The sequence below is a fragment of the Burkholderia sp. BCC0397 genome (genome assembly GCF_902832865.1).
Lineage (GTDB): Bacteria > Pseudomonadota > Gammaproteobacteria > Burkholderiales > Burkholderiaceae > Burkholderia.
In genome coordinates this window covers 56,009-79,215 of the sequence record NZ_CADFDL010000019.1, presented here as the reverse complement: position 1 = coordinate 79,215, position 23,207 = coordinate 56,009, and the positions used below count along the sequence as shown (strand labels likewise).

The 23,207-nt window shown below is 67.2% G+C and carries 23 protein-coding genes and 1 pseudogene; 5 read left to right on the top strand and 19 right to left on the bottom strand.

The genetic code is table 11. From position 1 onward, the window contains the following. Positions 1-20 precede the first annotated feature (20 nt). From HWX03_RS34230 to HWX03_RS34210, 5 genes are all read right to left on the bottom strand, one after another. Entirely contained in the window at positions 21-2,300 is a 2,280-nt protein-coding gene (locus tag HWX03_RS34230; protein ID WP_175874332.1) for a TonB-dependent hemoglobin/transferrin/lactoferrin family receptor, read from the bottom strand. Between the two features lie 232 nt (positions 2,301-2,532). After that, complete coding sequence (locus HWX03_RS34225; RefSeq protein WP_175874331.1) at positions 2,533-2,760, bottom strand: hypothetical protein; 228 nt, start codon at positions 2,758-2,760, stop codon at positions 2,533-2,535. Between the two features lie 197 nt (positions 2,761-2,957). Continuing rightward, positions 2,958-3,341 carry a DUF6232 family protein gene (locus HWX03_RS34220; protein ID WP_175874330.1) on the bottom strand — a complete coding sequence of 128 codons (384 nt, stop codon included), beginning with the start codon at positions 3,339-3,341 and terminating at the stop codon, positions 2,958-2,960. A 124-nt stretch (positions 3,342-3,465) separates the two neighbouring features. After that, positions 3,466-3,726: a DUF2866 domain-containing protein gene (locus tag HWX03_RS34215; RefSeq protein ID WP_011548992.1), complete on the bottom strand. Its 261-nt coding sequence runs from the start codon at positions 3,724-3,726 to the stop codon at positions 3,466-3,468. 221 nt (positions 3,727-3,947) lie between these two features. Beyond that, positions 3,948-5,105, bottom strand: coding sequence for a porin (locus HWX03_RS34210; RefSeq protein ID WP_175874329.1), 1,158 nt, complete (start codon positions 5,103-5,105; stop codon positions 3,948-3,950). A 309-nt stretch (positions 5,106-5,414) separates the two neighbouring features. Between HWX03_RS34210 and HWX03_RS34205 the strand changes: the two genes are divergently transcribed. Continuing rightward, positions 5,415-6,221: a MetQ/NlpA family lipoprotein gene (locus HWX03_RS34205; protein ID WP_175874328.1), complete on the top strand. Its 807-nt coding sequence runs from the start codon at positions 5,415-5,417 to the stop codon at positions 6,219-6,221. A 152-nt stretch (positions 6,222-6,373) separates the two neighbouring features. Here the strand turns inward: HWX03_RS34205 and HWX03_RS34200 are convergent, their stop codons facing one another. The 4 genes from HWX03_RS34200 to HWX03_RS34185 form a co-directional block, all read right to left on the bottom strand. After that, the gene (locus tag HWX03_RS34200) at positions 6,374-7,489 is read right to left on the bottom strand and encodes a succinylglutamate desuccinylase/aspartoacylase family protein (protein WP_175874327.1); all 1,116 of its coding nucleotides are present in this window, start codon (positions 7,487-7,489) and stop codon (positions 6,374-6,376) included. A 224-nt stretch (positions 7,490-7,713) separates the two neighbouring features. Beyond that, positions 7,714-8,496, bottom strand: coding sequence for an ABC transporter substrate-binding protein (locus tag HWX03_RS34195; RefSeq protein ID WP_175874326.1), 783 nt, complete (start codon positions 8,494-8,496; stop codon positions 7,714-7,716). A 226-nt stretch (positions 8,497-8,722) separates the two neighbouring features. Further along, entirely contained in the window at positions 8,723-9,643 is a 921-nt protein-coding gene (locus tag HWX03_RS34190; protein WP_174429379.1) for a LysR substrate-binding domain-containing protein, read from the bottom strand. Between the two features lie 67 nt (positions 9,644-9,710). Then, complete coding sequence (locus tag HWX03_RS34185; protein ID WP_174429378.1) at positions 9,711-10,658, bottom strand: helix-turn-helix domain-containing protein; 948 nt, start codon at positions 10,656-10,658, stop codon at positions 9,711-9,713. A 107-nt stretch (positions 10,659-10,765) separates the two neighbouring features. Between HWX03_RS34185 and HWX03_RS34180 the strand changes: the two genes are divergently transcribed. Then, complete coding sequence (locus HWX03_RS34180; protein WP_175874325.1) at positions 10,766-11,074, top strand: DUF3817 domain-containing protein; 309 nt, start codon at positions 10,766-10,768, stop codon at positions 11,072-11,074. Beyond that, a complete protein-coding gene (locus tag HWX03_RS34175) occupies positions 11,071-11,472 on the top strand; it encodes a CopD family protein (protein ID WP_175874324.1) in 402 nt (133 codons plus the stop codon). Before HWX03_RS34180 ends, HWX03_RS34175 begins: the two co-directional genes overlap by 4 nt. A gap of 174 nt (positions 11,473-11,646) precedes the next feature. Here the strand turns inward: HWX03_RS34175 and HWX03_RS34170 are convergent, their stop codons facing one another. Further along, positions 11,647-13,035 carry an NCS2 family permease gene (locus HWX03_RS34170; RefSeq protein WP_175874323.1) on the bottom strand — a complete coding sequence of 463 codons (1,389 nt, stop codon included), beginning with the start codon at positions 13,033-13,035 and terminating at the stop codon, positions 11,647-11,649. 478 nt (positions 13,036-13,513) lie between these two features. Beyond that, on the bottom strand, positions 13,514-14,146 hold the full coding sequence (locus HWX03_RS34165) for a TetR family transcriptional regulator (protein WP_244132848.1): 633 nt from the start codon (positions 14,144-14,146) through the stop codon (positions 13,514-13,516). A 93-nt stretch (positions 14,147-14,239) separates the two neighbouring features. Between HWX03_RS34165 and HWX03_RS34160 the strand changes: the two genes are divergently transcribed. Next, positions 14,240-14,914: a class I SAM-dependent methyltransferase gene (locus HWX03_RS34160; RefSeq protein WP_175874321.1), complete on the top strand. Its 675-nt coding sequence runs from the start codon at positions 14,240-14,242 to the stop codon at positions 14,912-14,914. A 99-nt stretch (positions 14,915-15,013) separates the two neighbouring features. On the opposite strand, the gene HWX03_RS34155 is transcribed toward HWX03_RS34160, so the two are convergent. The 7 genes and pseudogenes from HWX03_RS34155 to HWX03_RS34125 all read right to left on the bottom strand — a co-directional run bounded on the left by HWX03_RS34155 (position 15,014) and on the right by HWX03_RS34125 (position 20,537). Then, positions 15,014-15,532, bottom strand: a complete 519-nt coding sequence (locus HWX03_RS34155) for a DUF3455 domain-containing protein (RefSeq protein WP_175874320.1) — start codon at positions 15,530-15,532, stop codon at positions 15,014-15,016. A 149-nt stretch (positions 15,533-15,681) separates the two neighbouring features. Then, positions 15,682-15,866 (bottom strand): annotated as a pseudogene (locus tag HWX03_RS34150) (cyclase family protein); the annotation flags it as partial. Between the two features lie 19 nt (positions 15,867-15,885). Continuing rightward, entirely contained in the window at positions 15,886-17,001 is a 1,116-nt protein-coding gene (locus HWX03_RS34145) for an alkene reductase (protein ID WP_175823547.1), read from the bottom strand. Positions 17,002-17,065: 64 nt separating this feature from the next. After that, positions 17,066-17,872: a 2,5-didehydrogluconate reductase DkgB gene (dkgB, locus tag HWX03_RS34140; RefSeq protein ID WP_175874319.1), complete on the bottom strand. Its 807-nt coding sequence runs from the start codon at positions 17,870-17,872 to the stop codon at positions 17,066-17,068. Positions 17,873-18,018: 146 nt separating this feature from the next. Next, positions 18,019-18,969, bottom strand: a complete 951-nt coding sequence (locus HWX03_RS34135) for an LLM class oxidoreductase (RefSeq protein ID WP_175874318.1) — start codon at positions 18,967-18,969, stop codon at positions 18,019-18,021. A gap of 13 nt (positions 18,970-18,982) precedes the next feature. Further along, positions 18,983-19,306 carry a hypothetical protein gene (locus HWX03_RS34130; RefSeq protein WP_011549010.1) on the bottom strand — a complete coding sequence of 108 codons (324 nt, stop codon included), beginning with the start codon at positions 19,304-19,306 and terminating at the stop codon, positions 18,983-18,985. A 28-nt stretch (positions 19,307-19,334) separates the two neighbouring features. After that, positions 19,335-20,537, bottom strand: coding sequence for an MFS transporter (locus HWX03_RS34125; protein WP_175874317.1), 1,203 nt, complete (start codon positions 20,535-20,537; stop codon positions 19,335-19,337). Between the two features lie 101 nt (positions 20,538-20,638). Here HWX03_RS34125 and HWX03_RS34120 point away from each other — a divergent pair, with 101 nt between their 5' ends. Then, positions 20,639-21,580, top strand: coding sequence for a LysR family transcriptional regulator (locus HWX03_RS34120; protein WP_175874316.1), 942 nt, complete (start codon positions 20,639-20,641; stop codon positions 21,578-21,580). A 70-nt stretch (positions 21,581-21,650) separates the two neighbouring features. Here the strand turns inward: HWX03_RS34120 and zwf are convergent, their stop codons facing one another. Beyond that, positions 21,651-23,126, bottom strand: coding sequence for a glucose-6-phosphate dehydrogenase (gene zwf, locus HWX03_RS34115; RefSeq protein WP_175874315.1), 1,476 nt, complete (start codon positions 23,124-23,126; stop codon positions 21,651-21,653). Positions 23,127-23,207 lie beyond the last annotated feature (81 nt).

Genomic DNA, 23,207 nt, shown 5'->3' with positions numbered 1-23,207 from the left:
GGCAGCGCGGGCAACGCGCATCAGAAATCCACTTTCATGCTGACGGCGACCGTGCGGCCGGGCGACGAATACGCATCGAGCACCTGCGCGTCGGACGCGAGGCCGCGCACGTCCGACCAGTTCCAGTACTTGCGGTCGAACAGGTTGCGAATGCCGATGGTGGCGCTTACGTGCTTGTTGAAGCGGTAGCCGCCGCGCAGGTCGACGACGAATGACGACGGCGGCGCGAAGCACGACGTTCTAGTCCCCGGGCACGCGCTCGCCGGGATGTCCTTGTCGCGTTTCGCGGCCTGGAACAGCAGGTCGCTCTGCACGAACCAGCGCTCGCTCGGCTCGTAGCGCACGCCGAACACGGCCGAGAACGGGGTGATCGTGTCGAGCGGCTGGCTCGCCGCGCCGTCGTTCTGCGTCGAACCCTTGGTGAAGGCCATCGCCGTCTTCAGCGTGATGCCGTTCGGCATCACCCATTCGGCGCGGCCTTCGAGGCCGTGGATGCGCGCGTCGGCGAAGTTCACGTACTGGAACACGAACGGGTCGACCGGCCGGCCGCTGCCGGCGATCGTCGTGCGCGAGATGAAGTTGCGGTAGCGGCCGGTGAACGCGGCCGCGCTGTAGCGCACGACGCCGTAGCCGGTGCCGGCCTTGCCGCGCAGGCCGGCTTCGAACGTGTCGCTGGTTTCGGGCTTCAGGTTCGGATTGCCGATCGACGTGTAGCCGTACACCGGGTTCGAGAAGCTGCTGTTCACCTGGTCGGGCGTCGGCGCGCGAAAGCCGTGCGCGTACTGCACGTACGGAATGACGGCGGGCGTGATCTCGTAGAGCACGGCGACGCGCGGCGACAGTTCGTTCGCGCTGGTCGACACGGCCTTGCCGGTGAACAGCGGATCGTTTTCGGTCGGGCTCAGCCGGTACGTGTCGAAGCGCAGGCCCGGCGTGACGAGCAGGCGGCCGAAGCCGATCTGGTCCTGCACGAACGCGCCGAACAGCGTGTAGTCGGTGTCGGGGAACGCCTTGTTCGGGAACGCTTCGCCGACGCCCGGCACCGTGCCGTCGCGCCTATTCGTCACGCGCGACAGGCTGCCGTCGACGCCATAGAGCAGCTTGTGCGCGAGCGGGCCGGTCGAGAAGCCGCTCTCCGCGAACGCGGCGCCGCCGAACGTGCGTTCCTTGTACTGGTTGTCGCGCGAACGCGAAGGCTGCCTGCCGCGCGTCTCGAACGCGTACTGGTCCTGCTTGGCGTCCTGGTAATAGAACTGCACGTGCGCGGTCTGGAACCAGCGGAATGCGTCGTCGCGGAAGTCGTAGTCGACGCTGAAGCGGTTGCGCTCGAGCCGGTCGTGGGTCGTGAGGCCGAGCGTCGCCGGCGCATTGATCGCCGACAGCACGTCGGTGCTCACGCGCCGCTGCACCGTTTCGGCGGTGAACTTGATCGTGTCGCGGGTGGTGGGCGTCAGCACGAGCTTGCCGAGCAGCGATTCCGAATACACGTCCTGCGGGTTCGACGTCGTGCGCAGCGTGCTCGCCGAGTTGTTGCCGCCGCGCGTGTCGACCTCGTGGCCGCGCCGGCCGTCGGCGATGATCATCCCCTGGATGCGATCGTTGCCGCCCGCGGCCGACACGGTCGCGCCGATGCTGCGATCGGTCGAGTCGTAGCTCGGCCGGAACGAGAAGTAATAGGGCTTGTGGTAGACCGACAGCAGGTCGCGCGGGTCCTTCGTGATGAAGTTCACCGCGCCGGTCAGCCCGTCGCTGCCGTAGAGCGCCGACGCCGGCCCGCGCAGGATCTCGATGCGCTTGAGCGTGTCGAGATCGGCGTAGTCGCCGCGGCCCGCTTCGAGCGGGCCGAACGAAAACGCGTTCGGCAGGCGGATGCCGTCTTCCATCAGCAGCACGCGATTGCCTTCGAGGCCGCGGATGTTGATGCTCGAATCGCCGTCGCGGCCGCCGCCGAGCGCGGCGTTGCCGGGCCGGTACGCGGTGCGGCGCACCGTGACGCCCGGCTCGTAGCGCAGCGCGTCCTTGATGTTGGCGGCCTGCCGTTCTTCGAGATCCTCGTCGGTGATCACCGACACGGACGCCGCCGTGCGGCTCGCCGCGGTGGCGGTGCGGGTGGCCGTGACGGTGACGGGGTCGAGCAGCGCCGCATTGCCGCGCGCGGACGCGGCGGCGGTGGTCAGGACGGCGGCAGGCGGGGTGGCGCCTTGCGGCGACGAATCGGCGTGAGCAGTGGCAGCGGACAGGCCGAACGCGCCGAACAGCGCGGCACAGATCGGCCGCCGCGCCAGCGTATAGCAATGCACAGGTGGTCTCCCATTGACGATAACAAGCCCGAAGGCTGGCTGGGTGACGCGTTCACCTGGCTGGCCCGTTTGCGCGCGACGTGCGGCAAACGGCGATGTGAAAGGCAACTGACAACTTTACCAGTGTAAATGAGAATCATTATCAATACAAGGACGCAAAGCGACCCATGCGAGTGAGCGCTCGCATGCACGGCTCGCCCGAGCCGGGGCGGAAATTTAGGAGAAACCGGCCCTAAGCCAGCGCTTCGATGCGAATCAGCAGATTGCGGGCATGCGCGATGAACGCCTCGTGCGTCGCGCGATCGCTGTGGCTTTCGATGCCGGCCTGTTCGGCGAACGCGATCTGTTCGGTGTAGAGCTCGACGAGCGCACGGCGTGTGTCAGGCGGAAGTGCGCGGATCATCGACACGATCAGCAGTTCCTGCGCGCGAAGCATGCCGGACAGCGATTGGGGGTTCATGCTGGCCTCCTCGGACGATGCGGCGGCGGGCCGCTCTTTCCATACTAGGCGGTCGGCGTCCGCAACGGAGGCGAGGTGCGTGCGTGACGGCGAGCGGCACGCGATGCGACGCGAACGTCGTGCGATCCGACCTTCGCCGCGTGCGTGCGGGCCGCGCGAACCGGCGCGGGCACGGATGTGAACGGATGCGAACGGAATCAGCCGGCCGTGACGGCGGCCTGCGCATCGCGCACGACCTGCGCGACGCGTTCGACGAACTCGGCGTCGACGCTCGACAGCGCTTCGCGCTTGCCGTCGGGCATCTCGACCATCAGGCGATACGTGATGTCCTGCGTGACCCAGGTGAGATAGCCGACGACGGCGAGCATCACGCCGACCACCAGCGCGGCGCTCGATGCGCCGATGCCGCCGCCGAGGGCGATGGCCGCGCCGATCAGCGAGATCAGCGACGGCACGAGACGGTTCTTCGGAATCTTGACGACGTCGACGTGGCGGATGTCACGCAGTGCGAATACCTGCCCGGCGGTCGACAGGCCGTTGCGCGTGACCATGACGCCACGTTCGTTGAATGCGTTTTCCATCGTGTGTTGCGTGGACGAAAACGCGCAGCGTAGCAGGTTTCGTTGCCGCGTCAAACGAGACCGACTGCCGCACGATGCGTGCGGCGCGGCCGACAGACGGGAAGCGGGTGGAACGGAAACGCGTTCAGAACTGCAGCCGGCCGTCGCCGTAAAGCCGGCCCGGCACGTGCGACGCGACGACCTCGGCGATCTCTTCGTCGGTCGATTCGGCCGGCACGATCTGGCGCCGCGCGGGCGCGTCGAGATGCATCGTCCATTCGACGAGGCGATACGGGCGGCCCCAGGGGCGCTGCATTTCCACCGAGACGCGGCAACTCTGGACCGGCAGCGAGTGTTGGCACGTGAGAATCGCGTGCAGATGGCTGAAAACGGTATCTTCGATCATCGTGGCCTCCGATCCTGTCTTGTGGGCAGTTGATGGCGGTGCCGTAGGGGTGTCTCAAAAAAAAAGCCGCCGATGCTCAGGCGGCCAACAGGGGGGGTGAGAGCATCCTCTCAGCCCAGAATTAAGCGAAACTTAAAAGCCCATAAAAAAGCGCCCCGCGTGGAGCGGGGCGCTGCTTGCCGTCGTGATCCGCGCGTTGAGCGGACAGTTAAGCGGATGCTTTAGAACTTGTGACGGATACCGATACGTGCGGCGATCTGGTTCTTCGAACCCGTGCCCGACGTATTGAAATAGCTCGTGCTCGAGCCGATCTGCGCTTGCACGCCCTTGCCCGAAGCCTGCTGGTACACGACCAGGCCGTACACGTCCGTACGCTTGCTGAGTGCGTAGTCGGCGATACCGTTGACCTGGTTCCAGTGCCACGAATTGCCGTTCTGCGTCGCGTTCGTGTACGTGTAGCCGAGGCCGCCCGACAGTGCCGGCGTGAATGCGTACTTCGCGCCTGCTTCATATGCGTTGTAGAACGTGCCGCCCGCGCCCGACACGGTCGAGAACTGCGTACGCGTCCACAGCAGCCATGCCGTTGCCGGGCCCCAGACGTAGCGGCCACCCACGCCGTACGTGCGCAGGTCGCGGACGTTGCCGGTGCTCAGGTTCGCGATCGTCGTCGAGAAGCCCGGCGTCGACTGGCTCGGGAAACGGATGTCCGTGTACGCCGCGCCGACCGAGATCGGGCCGTTCGCGTAGTTCAGGCCGAAGCTGTATGCGCGCGACGAGCCTGCGGTCGTCGTCGTGCCCGTCGTCGTGGCCGGTGCGCCGGCGAAGTCGGTCGAGTTCGAGAAGCCGTACAACGCGCCGAACGTGAAGCCCGAGTAGTTCGCGCTCTGGAACTTCACGGCGTTGTTGATGCGGCTCGACGTGAGCTGGTCGATGTCGTTCACGTGGTACGCGTAGTTACCCGCGACCGTGTTGCCGCCCGTCGAGTAGTTCGAACCGAGGATGTCGGTCGAGAACGAGTACTGGCGGCCGAACGTGACCGTGCCGTATTGCGACTGGCTCAGGCCGACGTAAGCCTGGCGACCGAAGATCGCGCCACCCTGGCCGATCGTGCCGTTGCCGCTGTTGAAGCCGTTTTCGAGTACGAAGATCGCCTTCAGGCCGCCACCGAGGTCTTCGGTGCCGCGCAGGCCCCAACGGCTGCCCTGGGCCACGCCGTCGTCGTACTTGAACAGCTTGCCGCTACCGCCGTTGGCGGTCTTGCTGTGGTTCACGTAGCTGATACCGGCATCGATGACGCCGTACAGGGTCACGCTGCTTTGTGCGTGCGCCGTGCCGGCCGTTGCTGCCAGGGCGGCGATGGTCAACAGTTTCTTGTTCAAAGGATTCTCCGAGCGAATAAATGGCGTGTCCAGTTGCGGTTCCGGCGCTCTCTACGGGCGCTTTCACGGACCGGCGCAACTTTATCGGCGGGCCACGTAATGAATATGACAGTGACTGTCATATGAAGAATGTGTGGTGCCGATGCGACACCGGATTCTGCCCGGTTGTATAGCGGGGAGTTATACCGATTTCGGCTGAGATTCGATCCCGATCCGGAATATGCACATGAAATAAGCTTGGTTGATGGCGTTCGGGCCCCGTGCCACGATCCGTGCTCCAACAAACGACACGGGACAAGAGGACACCCCATGCGACATTCGATCCTGACCGGCCTCGGCGCACTCGCCGCCGCGCTGGCATTCGCCGCGCCCGGCGCGCACGCCGACCCGCAAACGCTGAAGATCGGCACGATGAGCGGCCCCGACGCGCAGATCTGGACCGAAGTGACGAAGGTCGCCGCGCGCGAAGGCCTCGCGATCAAGGTCATCGAATTCAACGACTACGTGCAGCCGAACGCGGCGCTCGATTCCGGCGATCTCGATGCGAACGGCTTCCAGCACCAGCCGTTCCTCGACAGCCAGATCAAGCAGCGCGGCTACAAGATCGTCAACGTCGGGCTCACCTATACCGCGCCGATGGGCTTCTATTCGAAGAAGCTCAAGTCGCTGAAGGATTTGCCGGTCGGCGCGAAGGTCGGGATCCAGAACGATCCGTCGAACGGCAACCGCGCGCTGTTGCTGCTGCAGAAGTACGGGGTGATCAAGCTGAAGGCCGGCGCCGGCACCAACGGCGTGAACGCGACGCCGCTCGACGTCGCCGAGAACCCGAAGAAGATCAAGATCGTCGAACTCGACGCCGCGCAACTGCCGCGCGCGCTGCCTGACGTCGATGCCGCGTCGATCAACACCGACTACGCGGTCAAGGCCGGGCTCACGCCGGTGAGGGATGCGATCGCGATCGAGGATCTGCGCGGGCCGTACGCGAACCTGATCGCGGTGCGCGCGCAGGACAAGGACAAGCCGTGGGTGAAGAAGCTCGTCGCGGCCTATGAATCGGACGACGTGCGCAAGTTCATCGACCAGAAGTTCGGCGGCGCGATCGTGCCGGCGTTCTGAACGGCCTTCGCGCGCAGCGGCCGGCGGCGGATCGCCGGCTGCCGACGCGCACCCCGGAAAGCAAATCGCCCGCGCAAGCGGGCGATTTCGTTGGTGCAGGCGATGGCATGCGAAGCGCGGTATGACCCGGCGTGCGGGCCGCGCGCTCAGGCTCAGGCGGACAGCAGCGAACCGGTGCGGATCGCGGTCGCGCCGGCGATGCGCGCGACTTCCATGCCGGCCGTCGCGAAGCGCACGATCTGGCGCGCGTACAGCACGCCCGACACGCTGCTCTTCAGTGTGACGACGCGATCGGTCAGCGGATCGACGATGTCGGCCACGGCCTGGCCGGCCTCGATCATCACGCCGACCGGCGTGCGGAACACGATCACGCCCGACACGGGCGCGACGAGCGGATCGGTGCCCGCGAGCGGCGTGGCCGGATGCGCGAGCGGCGGCAGCGGCGCCGGCGTGCCTTCGACGACGCCGCGCTCGGTCAGGTAGTCGACGATCGCCTGCGCATCCTTTTCGGCGAACTCGTACGACACGTCGCGTTCGCTGCGCAGTTCCACCGTGACGGAAATCGCGCCGTTCGGGATCGGGAAGCGGTCGCCGAAGCGGCTGCGCAGATCCGACCAGCAGAAACTGTGGATTTCGTCGAACGGGTTGCCGACCGAGTTCAGCGCGAGCAGCGACGCCTTTGCATCGAGATAGCGCGCCAGCGGCTCGACGTCCGGCCACAGATCGGGATTCGTGTACAGGTGCATCACCGCATCGCTGTCGCAGTGCAGGTCGAGCACGATATCGGCGTCGAACGACAGCTTCTGCAGCGCGAGGCGCTGCGAGTCGAGTTCGGTGCGCGGTTTCTGTTCGTCGAGCGCTTCGCGCATCGCGGTGCGTACGACGGCGAGATTGCGCTGCGCGTCGTTCGTCAGGCGGGTTTCGACACGCGGCAGCACGAGCGCCGCGAGATCGTAGAAATTGCGGTTGAAGTTCTGCATCGAGCCGAGCTCGAAGCGGCCGAGATGATCGCCGAACACGTGTTGCGACAGGCCGATCGGATTGGGCACGGGCACGATGACGACTTCGCCGCGCAGCTTGCCGGCCGTCTCGAGCGCGGCGATCTTGCGGCGCAGCAGCGTGGCGACCAGCATGCCGGGCAGCTCGTCCGCGTGCAGCGACGACTGGATGTAGACCTTCTTGCCGCCGCGCGGGCCGTAGTGGAAGCTGGTGATCTGGCGTTCGGTGCCGACGGCGGGGGAAATCAGCGGATGGGTCTGCGTTTGCATGATGAGGGAGTGCGGCGCAGCCGCGAATGATCCGTGTGCGTGGGAGATCGATTGTACGTTGCCTTTCTCGCCGCCATCAAACCGGCGCCGGAGCGCGCAGTTTTCCGTTGCGAATCATCAGGTTGGCGCGAAAAAAAAAACGTCGCCCGCGCCGCGTGCAAAAAAAACGGGCTCCTTTGAGGAGCCCGTTCCCTTCGCGCCGAACCGCGCGTCTGTCGGCCGTATTACTTGCCGTAGACGTCGAAATCGAAGTACTTCTTCGCGATCTTGTCGTACGTGCCGTCCTTGCGCATGCCGGCGATCGCGCCGTCGATCTTCGTCTTCAGGTCGGTGTCTTCCTTGCGCAGGCCGATACCGGCGCCGTTGCCGAGCGTCTTCGGGTCGTCGAGATCCTTGCCGGCGAAGTCGAAGTTCGCGCCGCGCGGCGTCTTCAGGAAGCCGATCTCGGCTTGCACCGCGTCCTGCAGCGCGCCGTCCAGACGGCCGGAGATCAGGTCGGCGTAGACCTGGTCCTGGTTCTGGTAAGGCACGACCTTCACGCCCTTCGAGGCCCAGTACGTCTTCGCGTAGGTTTCCTGGATCGTACCCTGCTCGACGCCGACCGACTTGCCCTTCAGCGATTCGGCCGTCGGCTGCAGGTTCGCGCCCTTCTTCGTGACGAGACGCGTCGGCGTGTTGAACAGCTTCGCCGAGAACGCGATCTGTTCGGCGCGCGCCGGCGTCATCGACATCGACGACAGCACCCCGTCGAACTTGCGGGCCTTCAGCGCCGGGATCATCCCGTCGAAGTCGTTTTCGATCCACACGCACTTCGCGTTGATGCGGCGGCAGATCTCGTTGCCGAGATCGACGTCGAAGCCGACCACCTTGCCGTCGGCGCCTTTCGATTCGAAAGGCGGGTAGCTTGCGTCGACGCCGAACCGCACGGTCGACCAGTCCTTCGCGTACGCGCTGCCGGCCGATACGGCGAGCAGGGCCACGGTCACAGCCGCAAGAATCTTTTTCACTCGGTGACTCCTCGTTTTGTTCGATGGGTGCGCGGTTGTGCCGCGCCGTAAGCCTTCGGCCCGCCGCGGCTTCGCGTCGGACAGTCCGTTTCGCCCGCCCGATGGGGGCGCGCGACGTGCGGAAGATTATCAAGACAAAATACCGGCAGGGCGCCTAGGACAAGCCCCGATACCGGGCCCGGCGGCGGCGCGTCGGGTGCGCTGCCGTTTCATACACAGGAACGATTCAGCCGAGCGTTTCGTTGACCGCGCGCTGCAGGCACGTGACGAAGTGCGACACGGCTGGCGTGGGCAGCAGGTCGCGCCGCGCGATGATCGACAGGTCGAAGCGCGGCATGCTTTCGTCGAGTTCGGCCGTGCGGATGCCGAGCGGCGCGACCATCGCGGCGAGCGGGCGCGTGAAGCAACCGATCACGTCCGAGCGCGCGACGAGCCCCAGCGTCACCGCGAACGACATCGGCGAGCGCAGCAGACGTTTCGGCAGCGGCAGCCCGTGCGCCTCGAACATTCCGACCATCACGCTGTGCGGAAACTGCTCGGCGCCGACGGTGACGATCCACTCGGCGTCGAGCAGTTCCTCTAACCGGCGCGCGTGCGCGAGCGGATGACCGTCGCGCATCACGATCGTGAATTCGGTCGACAGCAGCGGCAATTGCGTGAGATCGCGGTCGAGCGCGGGCACATGGTGCATCGCAGCGATGTCGAGCGTACCGTTGCGCAACTGCGCGAGCGCATCAGGCACCGTCACTTCCTCCAGATGCAGGCTGACGTTCGGCATCGCCCCGCGGAACGCCGTCACCGCGTGCGGCAACGCGGTCAGCGCGATCGACGGCATCGTGCCGACCGCGACGCGGCCCGACATCTCGCCTTTCACCTGCTCGACGGCTTCGACCGTGCGGCGGATGTCGCCGAGCAACTGCTCGGCGCGCGGCAGCAGCGCCTCGCCGCAGGCGGTCAGCTCGACGCCGCGCACGCTGCGCACGAGCAGCTCCGCGTTGAGCGCCGTTTCGAGCTCGCGGATCGTATGCGTGATCGCCGGCTGCGTGACGCCGAGCTCGCGCGCGGCGGCGCGCAGGCTCTTGAGGTGCGCGGCGGAGACGAACGCCTGGAGCTGCGCGATGTTCAGGGGATTGCGGATGCGGGTCATCGGTCGGGTCCGGTTGGCGCAAAAGGGGGCGGCGGGTTCATGCTTCAGGTGGCGATCCCGATGCACGTCACGCATCGGCGCGCGCGCGGAACGCCTGCCGATAGCGCTGCGGCGACGTGCCGACGATACGCGCAAACCGCTCGCGAAACGCGGTGACCGAACCGAACCCGGCTTCCGTCGCCACGTGTTCGATCGACAGCTCGGTCACCTCCAGCAACTGCTGCGCGTGCCTGACGCGCGCGGTCTGCAGCCATTGCCCGGGCGACGTGCCCGTCTGCTCCTGGAAGCGCCGCGTCAGCGTGCGCACGCTCGTCGACGCCTTGCGCGCGATCGCATCGAGCGTCAGCGGCTTGCGCAGGTTGGCCTGCAGCCAGTCCATCAGGTCGTGCAGCCCGTCGCCGCCGGCCGGCCATTCGGGCGCGATGAACTGCGCCTGCCCGCCTTCGCGCACGCGCGGCGCCACCGCGCTGCGGGCGGCGTCGACCGCGACCGCCGCGCCATAGTCGGCCTGGATCATGTGCAGGCACAGATCGAGGCCGGCCGCCGCACCGGCCGAGGTCAGGATCTGGCCGTTGTCGACGAACAGTACGTTCGGGTCGACGTCGACGTTCGGGTAGCGGCGCGCGAGTTCGGCGGCCGCGAGCCAGTGCGTCGTCGCGCGCAGGCCGTCGAGCAGCCCGGCTTCCGCGAGCACGAACGCGCCGCTGCAGATCGACGCGATCCGGCGCCCGCGCGCGGCCGCCGCGCGCAGCGCGTCGAGCACGCGGCGTGACGTGGGCGCGAGCGGTACCGACGTGCCGGGGACCATGATCGTATCGGCGTCGGCCAGCGCATCGAGGCGAAACGGCGGGCGCAGCTCGAACAGGTCGCCGCCGACGCGCGGCTGCTCGCTGCACACGCGTACACGGTACGCCTGCTCGATATTGGGCGCCCGCACGCGCGCGAACGTGTCGCAGGCGACGCCCAGGTCGAACGGGACGACATCGGGCAAAGCAAGAACGGCGACCGTGTGCATGGCGTGTGCGGCCGTGGCCAGAATCCGTTGAAAGATGTCATTCTAGCCAATGGCTCGAACCCGCACCACACGCGACAATCGCGGCGGACCTACCTGGAGCCCTGCCGATGAAACAAGACGATCGCAACGCGTTGCGGAACCTGCAATACCTGTCGCTGCTGGAGGCGACCACGCTCGTCGCGCTGGTGTGCGTGGCCGTGCCGCTCAAGCATCTGGCCGGGTATCCGGTCGCGGTATCGATCATGGGCCCGGTTCACGGCATCGCGTTCGTGATGTACGTCTGGGCGGTGGTCGGCACCGCATCGAGCGGGCTGTGGAGCAAGGGCGACGTCGCGCGGCTCGTGCTGTCGGCCGTCGTGCCGTTCGCGGGGCTGGCGAGCGCCGGCTGGATCGCGCGCAGGCGGCACGCGCGATGATCTACCTGGCGCTGAAGGCCGTGCATCTGGTCGCCGTCGTCACGTTCGTCGGCGGGCTGTTGTTGTCGTCCGTCGGGGTCCGGATTGCAAACCTCGCCGTGCATCGCGCGGTGCGGCGCTGGGACCGCACGGTGACGGCGCCCGCGCTCGCGATCGTCTGGATCGCCGGCATCGCGCTCGCGCTGAGCGGTCACTGGTTCGGCGCCGCGTGGCTGTCGGTGAAGCTTGCGCTCGTCGTCGCGCTGTCGGTGCTGCACGGGATCCTGGCCGGCACGCTGCGGCGCATGGAGCGCGACGATCTCGTCGTCGCGCCGGCGCCGTGGCTCGGGCAGGCGGCGGGCGCGGCGATCGTCGCGATGGCGATCGTCGTCGGGCTGGTCGTCATCAAGCCGTTCTGACGGGGCGCGTGTCGCGCCGTTTTCGCGAAGCGCGTCACGCGGCGCCGCGCGGACAAAAAAAGCCTGGAAACTCGCGTTCCCAGGCCGGGAGACCATCGACGACGATGGTGGAGGAGACGATCTCGTTCCGATGCGCGCCGCCTTTCTGCAGGCGACGTCGCGCATGTCTCGCGGTCAGATGGCCCAGCCGCCGAGATAGAACGTGACGAGCACGGCCGCGATGAGCACGGTGCCGACGTTGAGCTTGCGGAATTCGCCGCTCGCGAGGCGCCCGATCACGAGCGTCGAGAAGCCGAGCATGATGCCCGTCACGATGTTCGCGGTCAGCACGATGAACACCGCGCACACGAGGCCCGACATCGCGTCGACCATGTCGTCCATGTGCAGCTTGCTCACGCTGCCGAGCATCAACAGGCCGACGTACATCAGCGCCGGCGCAGTGGCGTACGACGGCACGAGGCCCGCGAGCGGCGAGAAGAACATCACGACGAGGAACAGCAGGCCGACCACGGCGGCAGCGAGCCCCGTCTTCGCGCCGGCGGCCACGCCGACGCTCGACTCGATGTAGGCCGCCGCCGGCGCGCCGCCGAGGAAGCCGGAGAAGATCGAACTGACCGAATCGGCGGTCAGCGCACGGCCGCCGTTGATGATGCGGCCGTTCTCGTCGAGCTGGCCGGCCTGCCCGGCGACCGCGCGGATCGTGCCGGTCGCGTCGAACACGGCGGTCATCACCAGCGCGAGCACGCTCGGCAGCACGGCCATCGACAGCGCGCCCTTGATGTCCATCGCGCCGATCAGCGATGCGTGGCCCGGTGCGCTCAGCGACGGCAACGCGAAGATGCCGCGGTACTTCACGGCCGGATCGAACACGAGGCCGATCAGCGAGATCGCCACCACGACGAGCAGGATGCCGCCCGGCACGCGCCGCTTCTCGAGACCGAAGATCGCGGCGAGGCCGACGACCGACATGATGACCGGGAACGCGGTGATCTGGCCGAGCGAGACGGGCAGGCCGGCGCCCGGATTCTTGATCACGAGGCCGACGTCGTTCGACGCGATCAGCAGCAGGAACAGGCCGATGCCGATCCCGGTGCCGTGCGCGACGCCCGCGGGCAGGTTGCGCAGGATCCACGAACGCACGCCAGTCACCGAGATGCCGGTGAACACCAGGCCCATCAGGAACACGGCGCCGAGCGCGACCGTCGGGGGCAGCCCCTTGCCGAGCACGAGGCCGAACGCGGTGAACGCCGTCAGCGAAATCGCGCAGCCGATCGCGATCGGCAGCTTCGCCCACAGGCCCATCAGCAGCGAGCCGAATGCGGTGGTGAGACACACCGCGACGAACACCGCGCTCGTGTCGAAACCGGCCTTGCCGAACATGCCGGGCACGACGAACACGGAATAGACCATCGCGAGGAAGGTGGTCACGCCGGCAATGATCTCGCGACGTTGCGTGCTGCCGCGCGCCGAAATGCCGAAGTACCGGTCGATGACTCCCGTGGTGCCAAAGTCAGTTTCTTCCGCGCCGACGCCGACCGTCGGCTGCACCGGGGTATCACTCATGAGCTTGCTCCTTTATCAGCATGCTGAAACGGCCGGTAGCGGACCGTCGTCAGGGTGTCTCGTATCTGGTTGAAATAATCGGCAACGTCGTGGAGACGCGTGACGCATGACGCGTAGCGTGGTCGACGCCCGTCGCGTGTGCTTTGCCGTAGCGGAGGTTAGGCGAACGGCCCATCACGTCCCATTGGGGGAAGAGCATGCAGCGCATGTCGCAGCGCTTATATCGGCGTGCAACGGGGCTTCGTCGGCGCGGAACGCGTGTATACGCCTAGTTGGAATCCGTTAAGTCGATTATTTGAACGCGGGGCCGGCAGGCAGGGCGGGGGGCGGGCGGCGCATCGAATCTTACGAAGGTCTTTCGGCGGCGCTGCGCAGGCGCGGGGAAACGGCCGCGTGTGACGCGATTTGCCGCCATGTACAACTTGCATCCGGATGATACCGGTGCCGCGCGGAGGCTGCGCTCGCGCCCGTTCGCGCGTCAAGCGAGCGCGAGTTGCGCGAGGTACGCGCAAAACATGTCGGCCATCGCACTCGAGTACGCGTGGATTTCCTCCGGCGTGCGTTCGGTTTCCGAAAACGTCTTGCCGGCGCTGGTGAGCGTGGTCATGATCAGCTCGGAGACGAGCGCGCGCGGGCCGTCCGGCACGTCGGGCAGCGCCTCCTGCATGAAGGCGCTGAAGATTTGATTGCCGGCCGCCCTCGCCTCCTGCGCCTCGGGCGCGTCGCGATAAAGCGGCGCGGCATCGTCGAGCGCGATGCGCATCCGCGCTTCGTCGCATTCCGACCGGATGAACGCATGGACGACCGTTCGCAGCCGCTCGGGCGGCGTCTTTTGCTGATCTTCCAGCATCCTGCACAGCATCTCGGACGTCTGCCGCCATTCGTCGTGCTGGAGCCGGAACAGCAGCGCGGCCTTGTTCGGGAAGTACTGGTACAGCGAGCCGACGCTCACGCCGGCGCGCTCGGCGACGCGCGCCATCGTGAAGCGCTGCGCGCCTTCGGTGGCCAAAACCTGAATAGCGGCCTGCAGCACGTCGTCGACGAGCCGGGTCGAGCGGGCCTGCCGAGGCTGTTTGCGCGAGGCGATCGGGACGTGGCGACGGGCGGTCATGACGGGTCTGCGAATGCGAATAGTAAAACCTGAATAGTTCGTCATATTCTAGTCGGGCGCACTGACGCATTCAACCTGACACCGGAGATTCGCATGACCACCCTGATTCACGACCCGTTGGCATCGCTGCTCGCACGCCTGTTCGACGAAGCCGACGCGTCGTCGCCCGCGACGAGCCCGGACTTCGCCAACGTGTCGCGCGACGAGCAAGCGCGGCTGATGCGCAGCAAGACGGACTACGCCGATCTGTATGCGCGCCTGAAGGACTATCCGCTCGCCGTGTCGCGCGAGACGGGCACGCTGCTGTACATGCTCGCGCGCAGCGGCGGCGCCAAGGCAATCGTCGAATTCGGTACGTCGTTCGGCATCTCGACGCTGCACCTCGCGGCCGCGTTGCGCGACAACGGCGGCGGCCGGGTAATCACGAGCGAGTTCGAAGCGTCGAAGATCGCGCGGGCGCAAGCGAACCTGACAGCAGCCGGGCTGGCCGATCTGGTGGAAATCCGCGAAGGCGATGCGTTGCGCACGCTGGCGACCGATCTGCCGGACACGGTCGATTTACTGCTGCTCGACGGCGCGAAGGCGCTGTATCCGGAGATTCTCGCACTGGTCGAGCCGCGGCTCAGGGCCGGGGCGTTCGTCGTGGCCGACAACGCCGAATACAGCCCCGACTATCTTGCTTACGTGCGTGCGCCGGAAAACGGCTATCTGTCGGTGCCGTTCGGCGGCGACGTCGAATTGTCGATGCGGATAGTCCGAGCGGCCTGAACGAGCGTATCGGCGGTTTCACGTTTCCGTGCCTGAAAGATAGGAAAGCTGAATAAGCGGAAGCGTGACGATCGCCTGATGCTTGCGAAGCTGTGCGCGTCACTTCAGGAACACGTAGCGCGCGAAGTACGGGAAGCGGCCGACCGCATGCTCGGTCGCGCACGTCGTCGCCGGCGGCATGCCGCCCGACGTATCGAGCCGCTGCACGAAGCGCACGCCGGCGAGCGTGCCGGTTGCGGCCGGCGTCGCCGCGAGCAGCAGTTGCGGAACGCTGGCCGCGCTTGCGCTCGGCACTTCCGCGAGCTTCTTGCCGGTGACGCGGCTACCGTCGAGCGCTTCCCACGACGGCCCCGCGCCGTGCCGCACGACGAGCGTGCCGCTTTCATCGAACAACATCGCCTCCGGCCGCTGGAAGGTCCATGCGAGCCGGTGTTCGGCATCGTATTCGCATGTGTAGATCTGCACGCCGGTCGCGGTGGTGGACAGCACCGGCGTGGCCGGCGCTGGCGGCGTGAGGCCGGCGGCCTCGTCGGCATGTGCGGGCGCGGTAACAGCCGCCAGGGAAAGACCGGCCGCAAGGGCCAGCAGCATGTCGCGTGTCGGGGAGCGGCTGGGCATGACGGGGCGTCCTTTCAGGTCGGGTGACGGTCGTACGGCGTCGATCTCGTCAACGTTAGACGCCGATCGCACAGGCTGCAATGCGGAAATGACAATCGCGGCGATAGTCGCCGCGATTGCCGAAAGGGCGGACGCGCGATCAGCGGATCGCGACCGGTCTGCACGAGGCCGACGGCCTGCTCGATGACGCAGGCTGTCAGCAGGTTGCCGAGCCGATCTCGTCGTTCGCACCGTGCACGGACGGATACCAGTCGGCCGCCGCGGCGTGGGCTGCTTGCGCGGCCGCGAACGGCAGGATCGCGGCGAGCGCGAGCCGGGCGAGCGTCGCTTTCATTCCAGACTCCTGTCGATCGTTACGCCGCGGCTTGCGCGAGCGTCGGGTAGTCGGTCAGGCCGCGGGCGCCGCCGCCGAACAGCGTGTTGCGATCGTGCGGCGCGAGCGCGGCGCCGGTGCGCAGCCGCTCGGGCAGGTCGGGGTTCGCGACGAACGGGCGGCCGAATGCGACGAGGTCGGCCCAGCCGGCGGCGATCGCTTCGCGGGCGCGCTCGGCGGTGTACGCGCCGGCATAGATCAGCACGCCCGGGTACACGGCGCGCAGTTGCTGCTTGAAGGCGACCGGCATCAGCGGCGCGTCGTCCCAGTCGGCTTCCGCGATGTGCAGGTAGCCGACGCCGAGTTCGCCGAGCAGCTTCGCGGCGGCGAGGTAGGTCGTTTCCGGATCGTCGTCGACGCAGCCGTTCAGCGTGGTCAGCGGTGCAAGGCGGATGCCGACGCGCGACGCGTCGCCGGTGCCTTCGATCAGCGCCTGCGTGACTTCGCGCAGGAAGCGCAGCCGGTTCTCCAGCGAGCCGCCATACGCGTCGGTGCGCGTATTCGCGTTCGAATCGATGAACTGGTTCACGAGGTAGCCGTTCGCGCCGTGCAGTTCGACGCCGTCGAAGCCGGCTTCGATCGCGTGGCGCGCGGCGGTGCGGTATTGATCGACGATCTCGCGGATCTCGTCGATCGACAGCGCGCGCGGCTCGGACGCCTGCACGAAGCCCGGCGTGCTGCCGTCTTCGCCGGCGATGAACACGTTCACGCCCTTCGCCTGGAGCGGCGACGACGACACCGGTTGTGCGCCGCCGAGCAGGCTCGTGTGGCTCAGTCGGCCGACGTGCCACAGCTGCGCGAAGATGCGGCCGTGCGCGGCATGCACGGCGTCCGTCACCTTGCGCCAGCCGGCGACTTGCGACGGCGTGTAAATGCCGGGCGTCCATGCGTAGCCCTTGCCGAGCGGCGCGATGTAGGTGCCTTCGCTGACGATCAGGCCCGCACTCGCGCGCTGCGCGTAATACGCGGCCATCAGTTCGTTGGCTTCGTCGCCGGGCTGGCTCGCGCGCGAGCGCGTCATCGGCGGCATCACGATGCGGTTCGGCAGCGTCAGCGCGCCGAGTTGCAGCGGTTGGAAAAGCGGGTCCTGGGTCATGATGGTGTCCGGTCGGTTGTGTCGCGGCCGGCGGGCCGCGGACGGGTCATATCGGATGAGGGCCCTAGTCCCACTTCGGCGCGAGGCCGGCCGGGTCGACTTCGCGGCCGTTGCGTTCGAGCGCGGCGATCTGCGCCATGTCTTCGTCGGTCAGGCGCAGCGTCTGCGCGAGCAGGTTGCTCGCGAGGTTCTCGCGCTTGGTCGACGACGGAATCACCGAGTAGCCGAGCTGCAGCGCCCATGCGAGTGCGACTTGCGCCGGCGTCGCGTCGTGACGCTGCGCGATCGCGCCGATCACCGGGTCGCCGAGCACCTTGCCGTACGCGAGCGTCATGTACGACGTCACGTGGATGCCTTCGGCGTTCAGGAACTCGACCAGCTTGCGGTTCTGCAGGTACGGGCTCAGTTCGATCTGATTGGTCGCGATCGCGTCCTTGCCGACGGCCGCGATTGCTTCCTTCGTCAGTGCGATGTTGAAGTTCGAGATGCCGATCTGGCGCGTGAGGCCCTTCGCCTTCGCATCCGCCAGCGCGGTCATGAACGCGTCGATCGACACGCCGTTGTCCGGCGCCGGCCAGTGGATCAGCGTCAGGTCGACGACGTCGGTGCGCAGCTTGCGCAGGCTTTCCTCGAGGCTGGCCGCCAGCTTTTCCGGTGCGTAGTTGTCGACCCAGATCTTCGTCGTGAGGAACAGGTCTTCGCGGCGCACGCCCGACGCGGCGATCGCTTCGCCGACTTCGGCTTCGTTGCCGTAGATCTGCGCGGTGTCGATCGCGCGGTAGCCGACTTCGAGGCCGTTGCGGACCGAGTCGATGACGACCTGGCCTTGCAGGCGGAACGTACCGAGGCCGAATGCGGGAATCTTGCTCATCATGTGCTCCTGAAAGGGGGCGATTGCGGTATGGAAGTCATTCTGGCGCTTGAGACTGATGAGATAAACGCCTTCATAAGTCAAAAATATTTGATTTAAAGTCAAATATTGATCGTGCCGCGGGCGCGTGCGGGCCGTGGCCGGCCTTATGCGGCGCGCGTCTGCGGATGCGTTTTCGGATGGAACACGGGCAGCACGTCCGCCGCGATCTCGGCCATCGTCTCGTCGAGCGGCCGCCGGTTGCGGCGGAAATGCAGGCCGATGTGCTGCACGCCCGCGTCGCGCATCGCCGCGAGTTCCTCCGTCAGCGCGACGCGTCCCGCGCGGGCGCCGAAGCGGTGCCGCTGCAGCGGTTCGTGCGGATCTTCCGCGAGGTCGAGGTGGATGAAGCTCACGTAAGGCTTGTCGCCGGCCACCGCGTGCCAGTTCGCGGCGCGCTGCAGGTGATCGGCCGGCGTCCCCGGATACGCGAGGCAACCGTCCATGTGCTCGCCGATCCACGCGGGCGTCTGCTGCGCGAGACCCGCGACGAGCAGCGGCACCGGCGAACGGGCGGCGGGCAGCACTTCCAGGCCGGGCGGCAAGTGCCCGCGCGCGCCGTCGCGCAGCAGCGCGATCTGGTCGCGGAAGTTCTCGCCGCGCGTGGCGAAGTCGCGGCCGAACAGCGGATATTCGACCGGCCGGTCGCCGCTCGCGACGCCGAGCAGCAGGCGACCGCCGCTCAGTTCCTGGATCGTCGCGGCCGATTTCAGCGTGAGCAGCGGTTCGCGCAGCGGCAGCACGACGGCCGCGGTGCCGAGCAGGATGTCGTGCGTGATTCCCGCGAGGTAGCCGAGATACGAGAACGTTTCGAACACCTGCGCGGCGTCGCCGAACGACGGATCGTACACCGGCACGTCGCGCACCCAGAGCGCGCGGAAGCCGAGCGTGTCGGCCAGTTGCGCGAGTTCCGCGTGGATTTCCAGGTCGGGCACGCCGGGGTGGCGGCCGTCATGCCGGCGTTTCGCGTTGCCGGACGGGGTCCAGTCGTTGTCGAGCGGTAGCTCGATGCCGATGCTGAAGCCGCCGTCGGCGAGCGTGTCGAGTGAAGTGGACATGGTCGGGCTCCGTTCAGACGGCGCGCAGGCTGCCGTCGAGTCGGTAGAAATCGAGCGACGACGCGGTGAAGAACGAGCGCGACGTGCCGGCGGCGAAATCGTCGATATGCACGACGGTTGCGCGATCGGCTTCCTGCCACGAGATCGCGTAGGTCTCGCCGGCAATGGGCTGCCACGTGTATTCGACTTCACCCTTCGCGCCCGCGTACGGGCCTTCGGTGATCTCGTAGCGCATGTGGCGGCCGTCTTCGTCGTACGCGTTGAGCGCGGTGAGGCCGTCGTAACGGACTTCGAAGGTCTTGCCGGCGAACGGCGGACGTTGGGTCGATGCGTTCATGCTGGTAGCTCCTGCAAAAAGGTGACGTTCAATGGGCGAGTTCGACGGGTTCGGCCGTGCGTTCCGGCAGGCCGTGGCGACGGTCCAGACGGCCGCTGAGCGCGGTGAGTGCAAACGCACCGAGCGTGACGACGGCGGCGATCCACGGCGTGTGGCCGAGGCCGACGTTCGCGACGATCAGGCCGCCGAGCGACGACCCGCCGGCCACGCCGAGGTTGAAGGCGGCGATGTTGAAGCCCGATGCGACGTCGGTGGCGTCCGGCGCGAAGTGGCGCGCCTGCTTGACGACGTACACCTGCAGCCCCGGCACGTTGCCGAACGCAACGGCGCCCCACGCGAGCATCGTCAGCACCGCGAGCCATTTCACGTGGATCGTGAAGGTCAGCGCGAGCAGTACGATCGCGAGCAGCAGGAAGATCCGCTTGAGCGCCTTCACGGGGCCGACGGCGTCCGCGAGCTTGCCGCCCCACACGTTGCCGACCGCGACCGACACGCCGTAGCCGACGAGCACGAGGCTGACCTGCGACGGCGTGAAGCCGGCGATCTGTTCGAGCAGCGGCGCCATGTACGTGAACGCGATCAGCGAGCCGCCGTAGCCGACGGCCGTCATCGCATAGACGAGCAGCAGGCGCGGCTGGGCCAGCACGCGCAGCTGGCGGGCGAGCGGCGCCGGCGGCGTTTGCGGCAGCCCGCGCGGCACGAAGGCGACCGCGCCGACGAACGCGACGAGGCCGAACAGCGCGACGACCAGGAACGTCGCGCGCCAGCCGAAGTGCTGGCCGATGAAGGTGCCGAGCGGAATGCCGGCGACGAACGCGACGGTCATGCCGCTGAACATCGTCGCGATCGCGCTCGCGGCCTTGTCCTTCGGCACGAGCGTGGTCGCGATGATCGAGCCGACCGAGAAGAACACGCCGTGCGCGAGGCCGGTGAGGACGCGTGCGACGATCAGCGATTCGTAGCCCGGCGCCTGCCACGCGACGAGGTTGCCGACGGTGAAGAGCGCCATCAGCCCGGCGAGCAGCGCCTTGCGCGGCACGCGGCCGGTGAGCGCGGTGAGGAGCGGCGCGCCGATGGCGACGCTCAGCGCGTACAGGCTTACGAGCAGGCCGGCGGACGGCAGGCTGACGCCGAGGTCGGCACCGATCGTCGGGATCAACCCGACGATCACGAATTCGGTGGTGCCGATGGCAAAGGCGCTGATGGTCAGCGCAAGCAACGCGAGTGGCATGACGGGATCCGGGTTTCAGTCAGAATGGATCGCAGTGTGCCGGCTTTACTTTTGCTGAAAAACTGGTCTATAAACCAAATTGTTTTGATTTCAAGTCAACAATGAAGATCACCCTCGACGAACTCCAGGCCTTTACCGCCGTGGTCGACACCGGTTCGATCACGGCCGCCGCCCAGCAACTCGACCTCACCGTGTCGGCGACGAGCCGCACGCTCGCGCGGCTCGAGGAGAAGCTGAAGACCACGCTGCTGCGCCGGACCACGCGCCGGCTCGAGCTGACCGAGGAAGGGCGCGCGTTCCTGCAGGATGCGCGCGCGATCATCGAATCGGTCGAGAACGCGGAAGAGCAGATGGTCGCGCGGCGCGAGATGCCGTCGGGGCGCCTGCGCGTCGACGCCGCGACGCCGTTCATGCTGCACGTGATCGTGCCGCTCGTGCGCGGCTATCGCGAGCGCTTCCCGAAGGTCGACCTGGAGCTGAACAGCAACGAGGGCATCATCGACCTGCTGGAGCGGCGCACCGACGTCGCGATCCGGATCGGCCGGCTGAAGGATTCGACGCTGCACAGCCGGCGGATCGGCAACAGCCGGGTGCGTATCCTCGCAAGCCCCGACTACATCGAAGCGCACGGCCAGCCGCGCAAGGTCGAGGATCTGCCGAAGCACACGCTGCTCGGCTTCACGCAGCCCGAATCGCTGAACGTATGGCCGATCCTCGGCACGGATGGCGAGCCCTACCGCATCGAGCCCGGCGTCTGGTCGTCGAGCGGCGAGACGCTGCGGCAGCTCGCGCTGGAGGGCACGGGTATCGTGTGCCTGTCGGATTTCGTGACCGCGCAGGATCGCGAGGCCGGGCGGCTCGTGCAGGTGCTCGCGCGGCAGACGCTCGATGTCGAGCAGCCGATCAACGCGGTGTATTACCGGAACACGGCGATCTCGTCGCGGATCGCGTCGTTCGTCGATTACATGATCGAGGTGCTCGGCGGCGGAAGCGGCAGCGATGTGCCGGGGCGGCGCAAGGCCGCGTGGCTGAGGTCGCAGTAGCGACGCAGCGCAGGCGGCGCTGCCCTTCGGGAACGGGCGTGCCGCGCGGCGGCACGCCGTCGTGCTGCGATTACGCCTCTTCGGCCCACGACATCCCGTCGCGCGCGAGCAGCGCCGACGAAGCCGCGGGCCCGAACGTGCCGGCCGTGTACAGGCGCGGCCGGTCGCCGAGCTGCTTCCAGCCGTCGAGGATCGGCTCGACCCACGACCAGGCGGCTTCGAGCTCGTCGCGGCGCATGAAGTGCGTGAGGCGGCCGCGGATCACGTCGATCAGCAGCCGTTCGTACGCTTCCGCGCGCCGTTCCGGAATCGCCTGCTGCAGGTCGAGGTTCAGGCTCACCGGCACCATGTTCATCCCGCTGCCCGGCTCCTTCGCGAGCATCTGCAGCTGGATCGATTCTTCCGGCTGAAGCTGGATCACGAGGCGGTTGCCGTAATTGCGCGGGCCGGTCGGGATGATCGAGAACGGCATGTCGGCGAACTCGATCACGATTTCCGACTGGCGGCGCTGCAGCCGCTTGCCGGTGCGCAGGAAGAACGGCACGTTCGCCCAGCGCCAGTTGTTGATGTGTGCGCGCAGCGCGACGAAGGTTTCCGCGCGGCTGTCCGCCGGCACGTTGTCTTCCTCGAGATAGCCCTTGACCGGCTGGCCGTCGACCGCGCCGGCCGTGTACTGGCCGCGCACCGTGTCGCGCGCGACGTCCGACAGCGACATCGGCCGCAGCGAGCGCAGCACCTTCAGCTTCTCGTCGCGCACCGCATCCGGGTCGAGCGATACGGGCGGCTCCATCGCGACGATGCACAGCAGTTGCAGCAGGTGGTTCTGCACCATGTCGCGCAGCGCGCCGGTATGGTCGTAGAAGCCCGCGCGGCTGCCGACGCCGACCGTTTCCGCGACCGTGATCTGCACGCTGCGGATGTTCGGCGCCTGCCACAGCGGCCCGAAGATCGGGTTGCCGAAGCGCAGCACCATCAGGTTCTGCACGGTTTCCTTGCCGAGATAGTGGTCGATCCGATAGATCTGCGATTCCCCGAAGTGCTTGCCGACCGCGTTGTTGATCGCCTGCGCCGACGCGAGATCGTGGCCCAGCGGCTTTTCGAGGACGACGCGCGAGTGCGCGTCGACGAGATGCGCGGCCGACAGGTTGTCGCAGATCGTCGTGAACAGCTCCGGCGACGTCGACAGGTAGAACACGCGGACCGCGTCGCCGCGCGCCGCTTCGGCGAGCCGCAGGTAGTCGTCCGGCGCGTTCACGTCGATCAGCACGTACTTGAACAGGTCGAGGAAGCGGCTCCACGCGTCGGCGTCGAACGCCTTCTCGTCGATGAACGGGCGCGACTGCTCGTCCATGAACTTGCGATAGCCGTCGATGCCCCAGTCGCGGCGGCCGACGGCGATGATGCGCGTCTCGGGCGGAAGATTGCAGTGCAGGTGCGCCATGTACAGCGCGGGCAACAGCTTGCGGGCGGCCAGGTCGCCACCGCCGCCGAAAATGATCATGTCGACGGGCCGGGCGGCCGCGGTTTGGGAAGGCTGATTCGTCATGGGAGGTTCGCGGTTTGAAACGGTGAACGTGAAACGAACGTCGAGGGCAATCGGGCGCCGGATGGCCGGCGCCGGTACGGC

Bases quoted from the DNA above. Each gene is read 5' to 3' on its own strand.
- HWX03_RS34200 (WP_175874327.1), bottom strand. From the start codon at position 7,489: ATGCAAACGCAGACCCATCCGCTGATTTCCCCCGCCGTCGGCACCGAA.
- HWX03_RS34225 (WP_175874331.1), bottom strand. From the start codon at position 2,760: ATGAACCCCCAATCGCTGTCCGGCATGCTTCGCGCGCAGGAACTGCTG.
- HWX03_RS34135 (WP_175874318.1), bottom strand. From the start codon at position 18,969: ATGTCCACTTCACTCGACACGCTCGCCGACGGCGGCTTCAGCATCGGC.
- HWX03_RS34205 (WP_175874328.1), top strand. From the start codon at position 5,415: ATGCGACATTCGATCCTGACCGGCCTCGGCGCACTCGCCGCCGCGCTG.
- HWX03_RS34125 (WP_175874317.1), bottom strand. From the start codon at position 20,537: ATGCCACTCGCGTTGCTTGCGCTGACCATCAGCGCCTTTGCCATCGGC.
- HWX03_RS34180 (WP_175874325.1), top strand. From the start codon at position 10,766: ATGAAACAAGACGATCGCAACGCGTTGCGGAACCTGCAATACCTGTCG.
- HWX03_RS34130 (WP_011549010.1), bottom strand. From the start codon at position 19,306: ATGAACGCATCGACCCAACGTCCGCCGTTCGCCGGCAAGACCTTCGAA.
- HWX03_RS34170 (WP_175874323.1), bottom strand. From the start codon at position 13,035: ATGAGTGATACCCCGGTGCAGCCGACGGTCGGCGTCGGCGCGGAAGAA.
- HWX03_RS34190 (WP_174429379.1), bottom strand. From the start codon at position 9,643: ATGACCCGCATCCGCAATCCCCTGAACATCGCGCAGCTCCAGGCGTTC.
- HWX03_RS34175 (WP_175874324.1), top strand. From the start codon at position 11,071: ATGATCTACCTGGCGCTGAAGGCCGTGCATCTGGTCGCCGTCGTCACG.
- HWX03_RS34155 (WP_175874320.1), bottom strand. From the start codon at position 15,532: ATGCCCAGCCGCTCCCCGACACGCGACATGCTGCTGGCCCTTGCGGCC.
- HWX03_RS34185 (WP_174429378.1), bottom strand. From the start codon at position 10,658: ATGCACACGGTCGCCGTTCTTGCTTTGCCCGATGTCGTCCCGTTCGAC.
- HWX03_RS34120 (WP_175874316.1), top strand. From the start codon at position 20,639: ATGAAGATCACCCTCGACGAACTCCAGGCCTTTACCGCCGTGGTCGAC.
- HWX03_RS34160 (WP_175874321.1), top strand. From the start codon at position 14,240: ATGACCACCCTGATTCACGACCCGTTGGCATCGCTGCTCGCACGCCTG.
- dkgB (WP_175874319.1), bottom strand. From the start codon at position 17,872: ATGAGCAAGATTCCCGCATTCGGCCTCGGTACGTTCCGCCTGCAAGGC.
- HWX03_RS34215 (WP_011548992.1), bottom strand. From the start codon at position 3,726: ATGATCGAAGATACCGTTTTCAGCCATCTGCACGCGATTCTCACGTGC.
- zwf (WP_175874315.1), bottom strand. From the start codon at position 23,126: ATGACGAATCAGCCTTCCCAAACCGCGGCCGCCCGGCCCGTCGACATG.
- HWX03_RS34165 (WP_244132848.1), bottom strand. From the start codon at position 14,146: ATGACCGCCCGTCGCCACGTCCCGATCGCCTCGCGCAAACAGCCTCGG.
- HWX03_RS34220 (WP_175874330.1), bottom strand. From the start codon at position 3,341: ATGGAAAACGCATTCAACGAACGTGGCGTCATGGTCACGCGCAACGGC.
- HWX03_RS34145 (WP_175823547.1), bottom strand. From the start codon at position 17,001: ATGACCCAGGACCCGCTTTTCCAACCGCTGCAACTCGGCGCGCTGACG.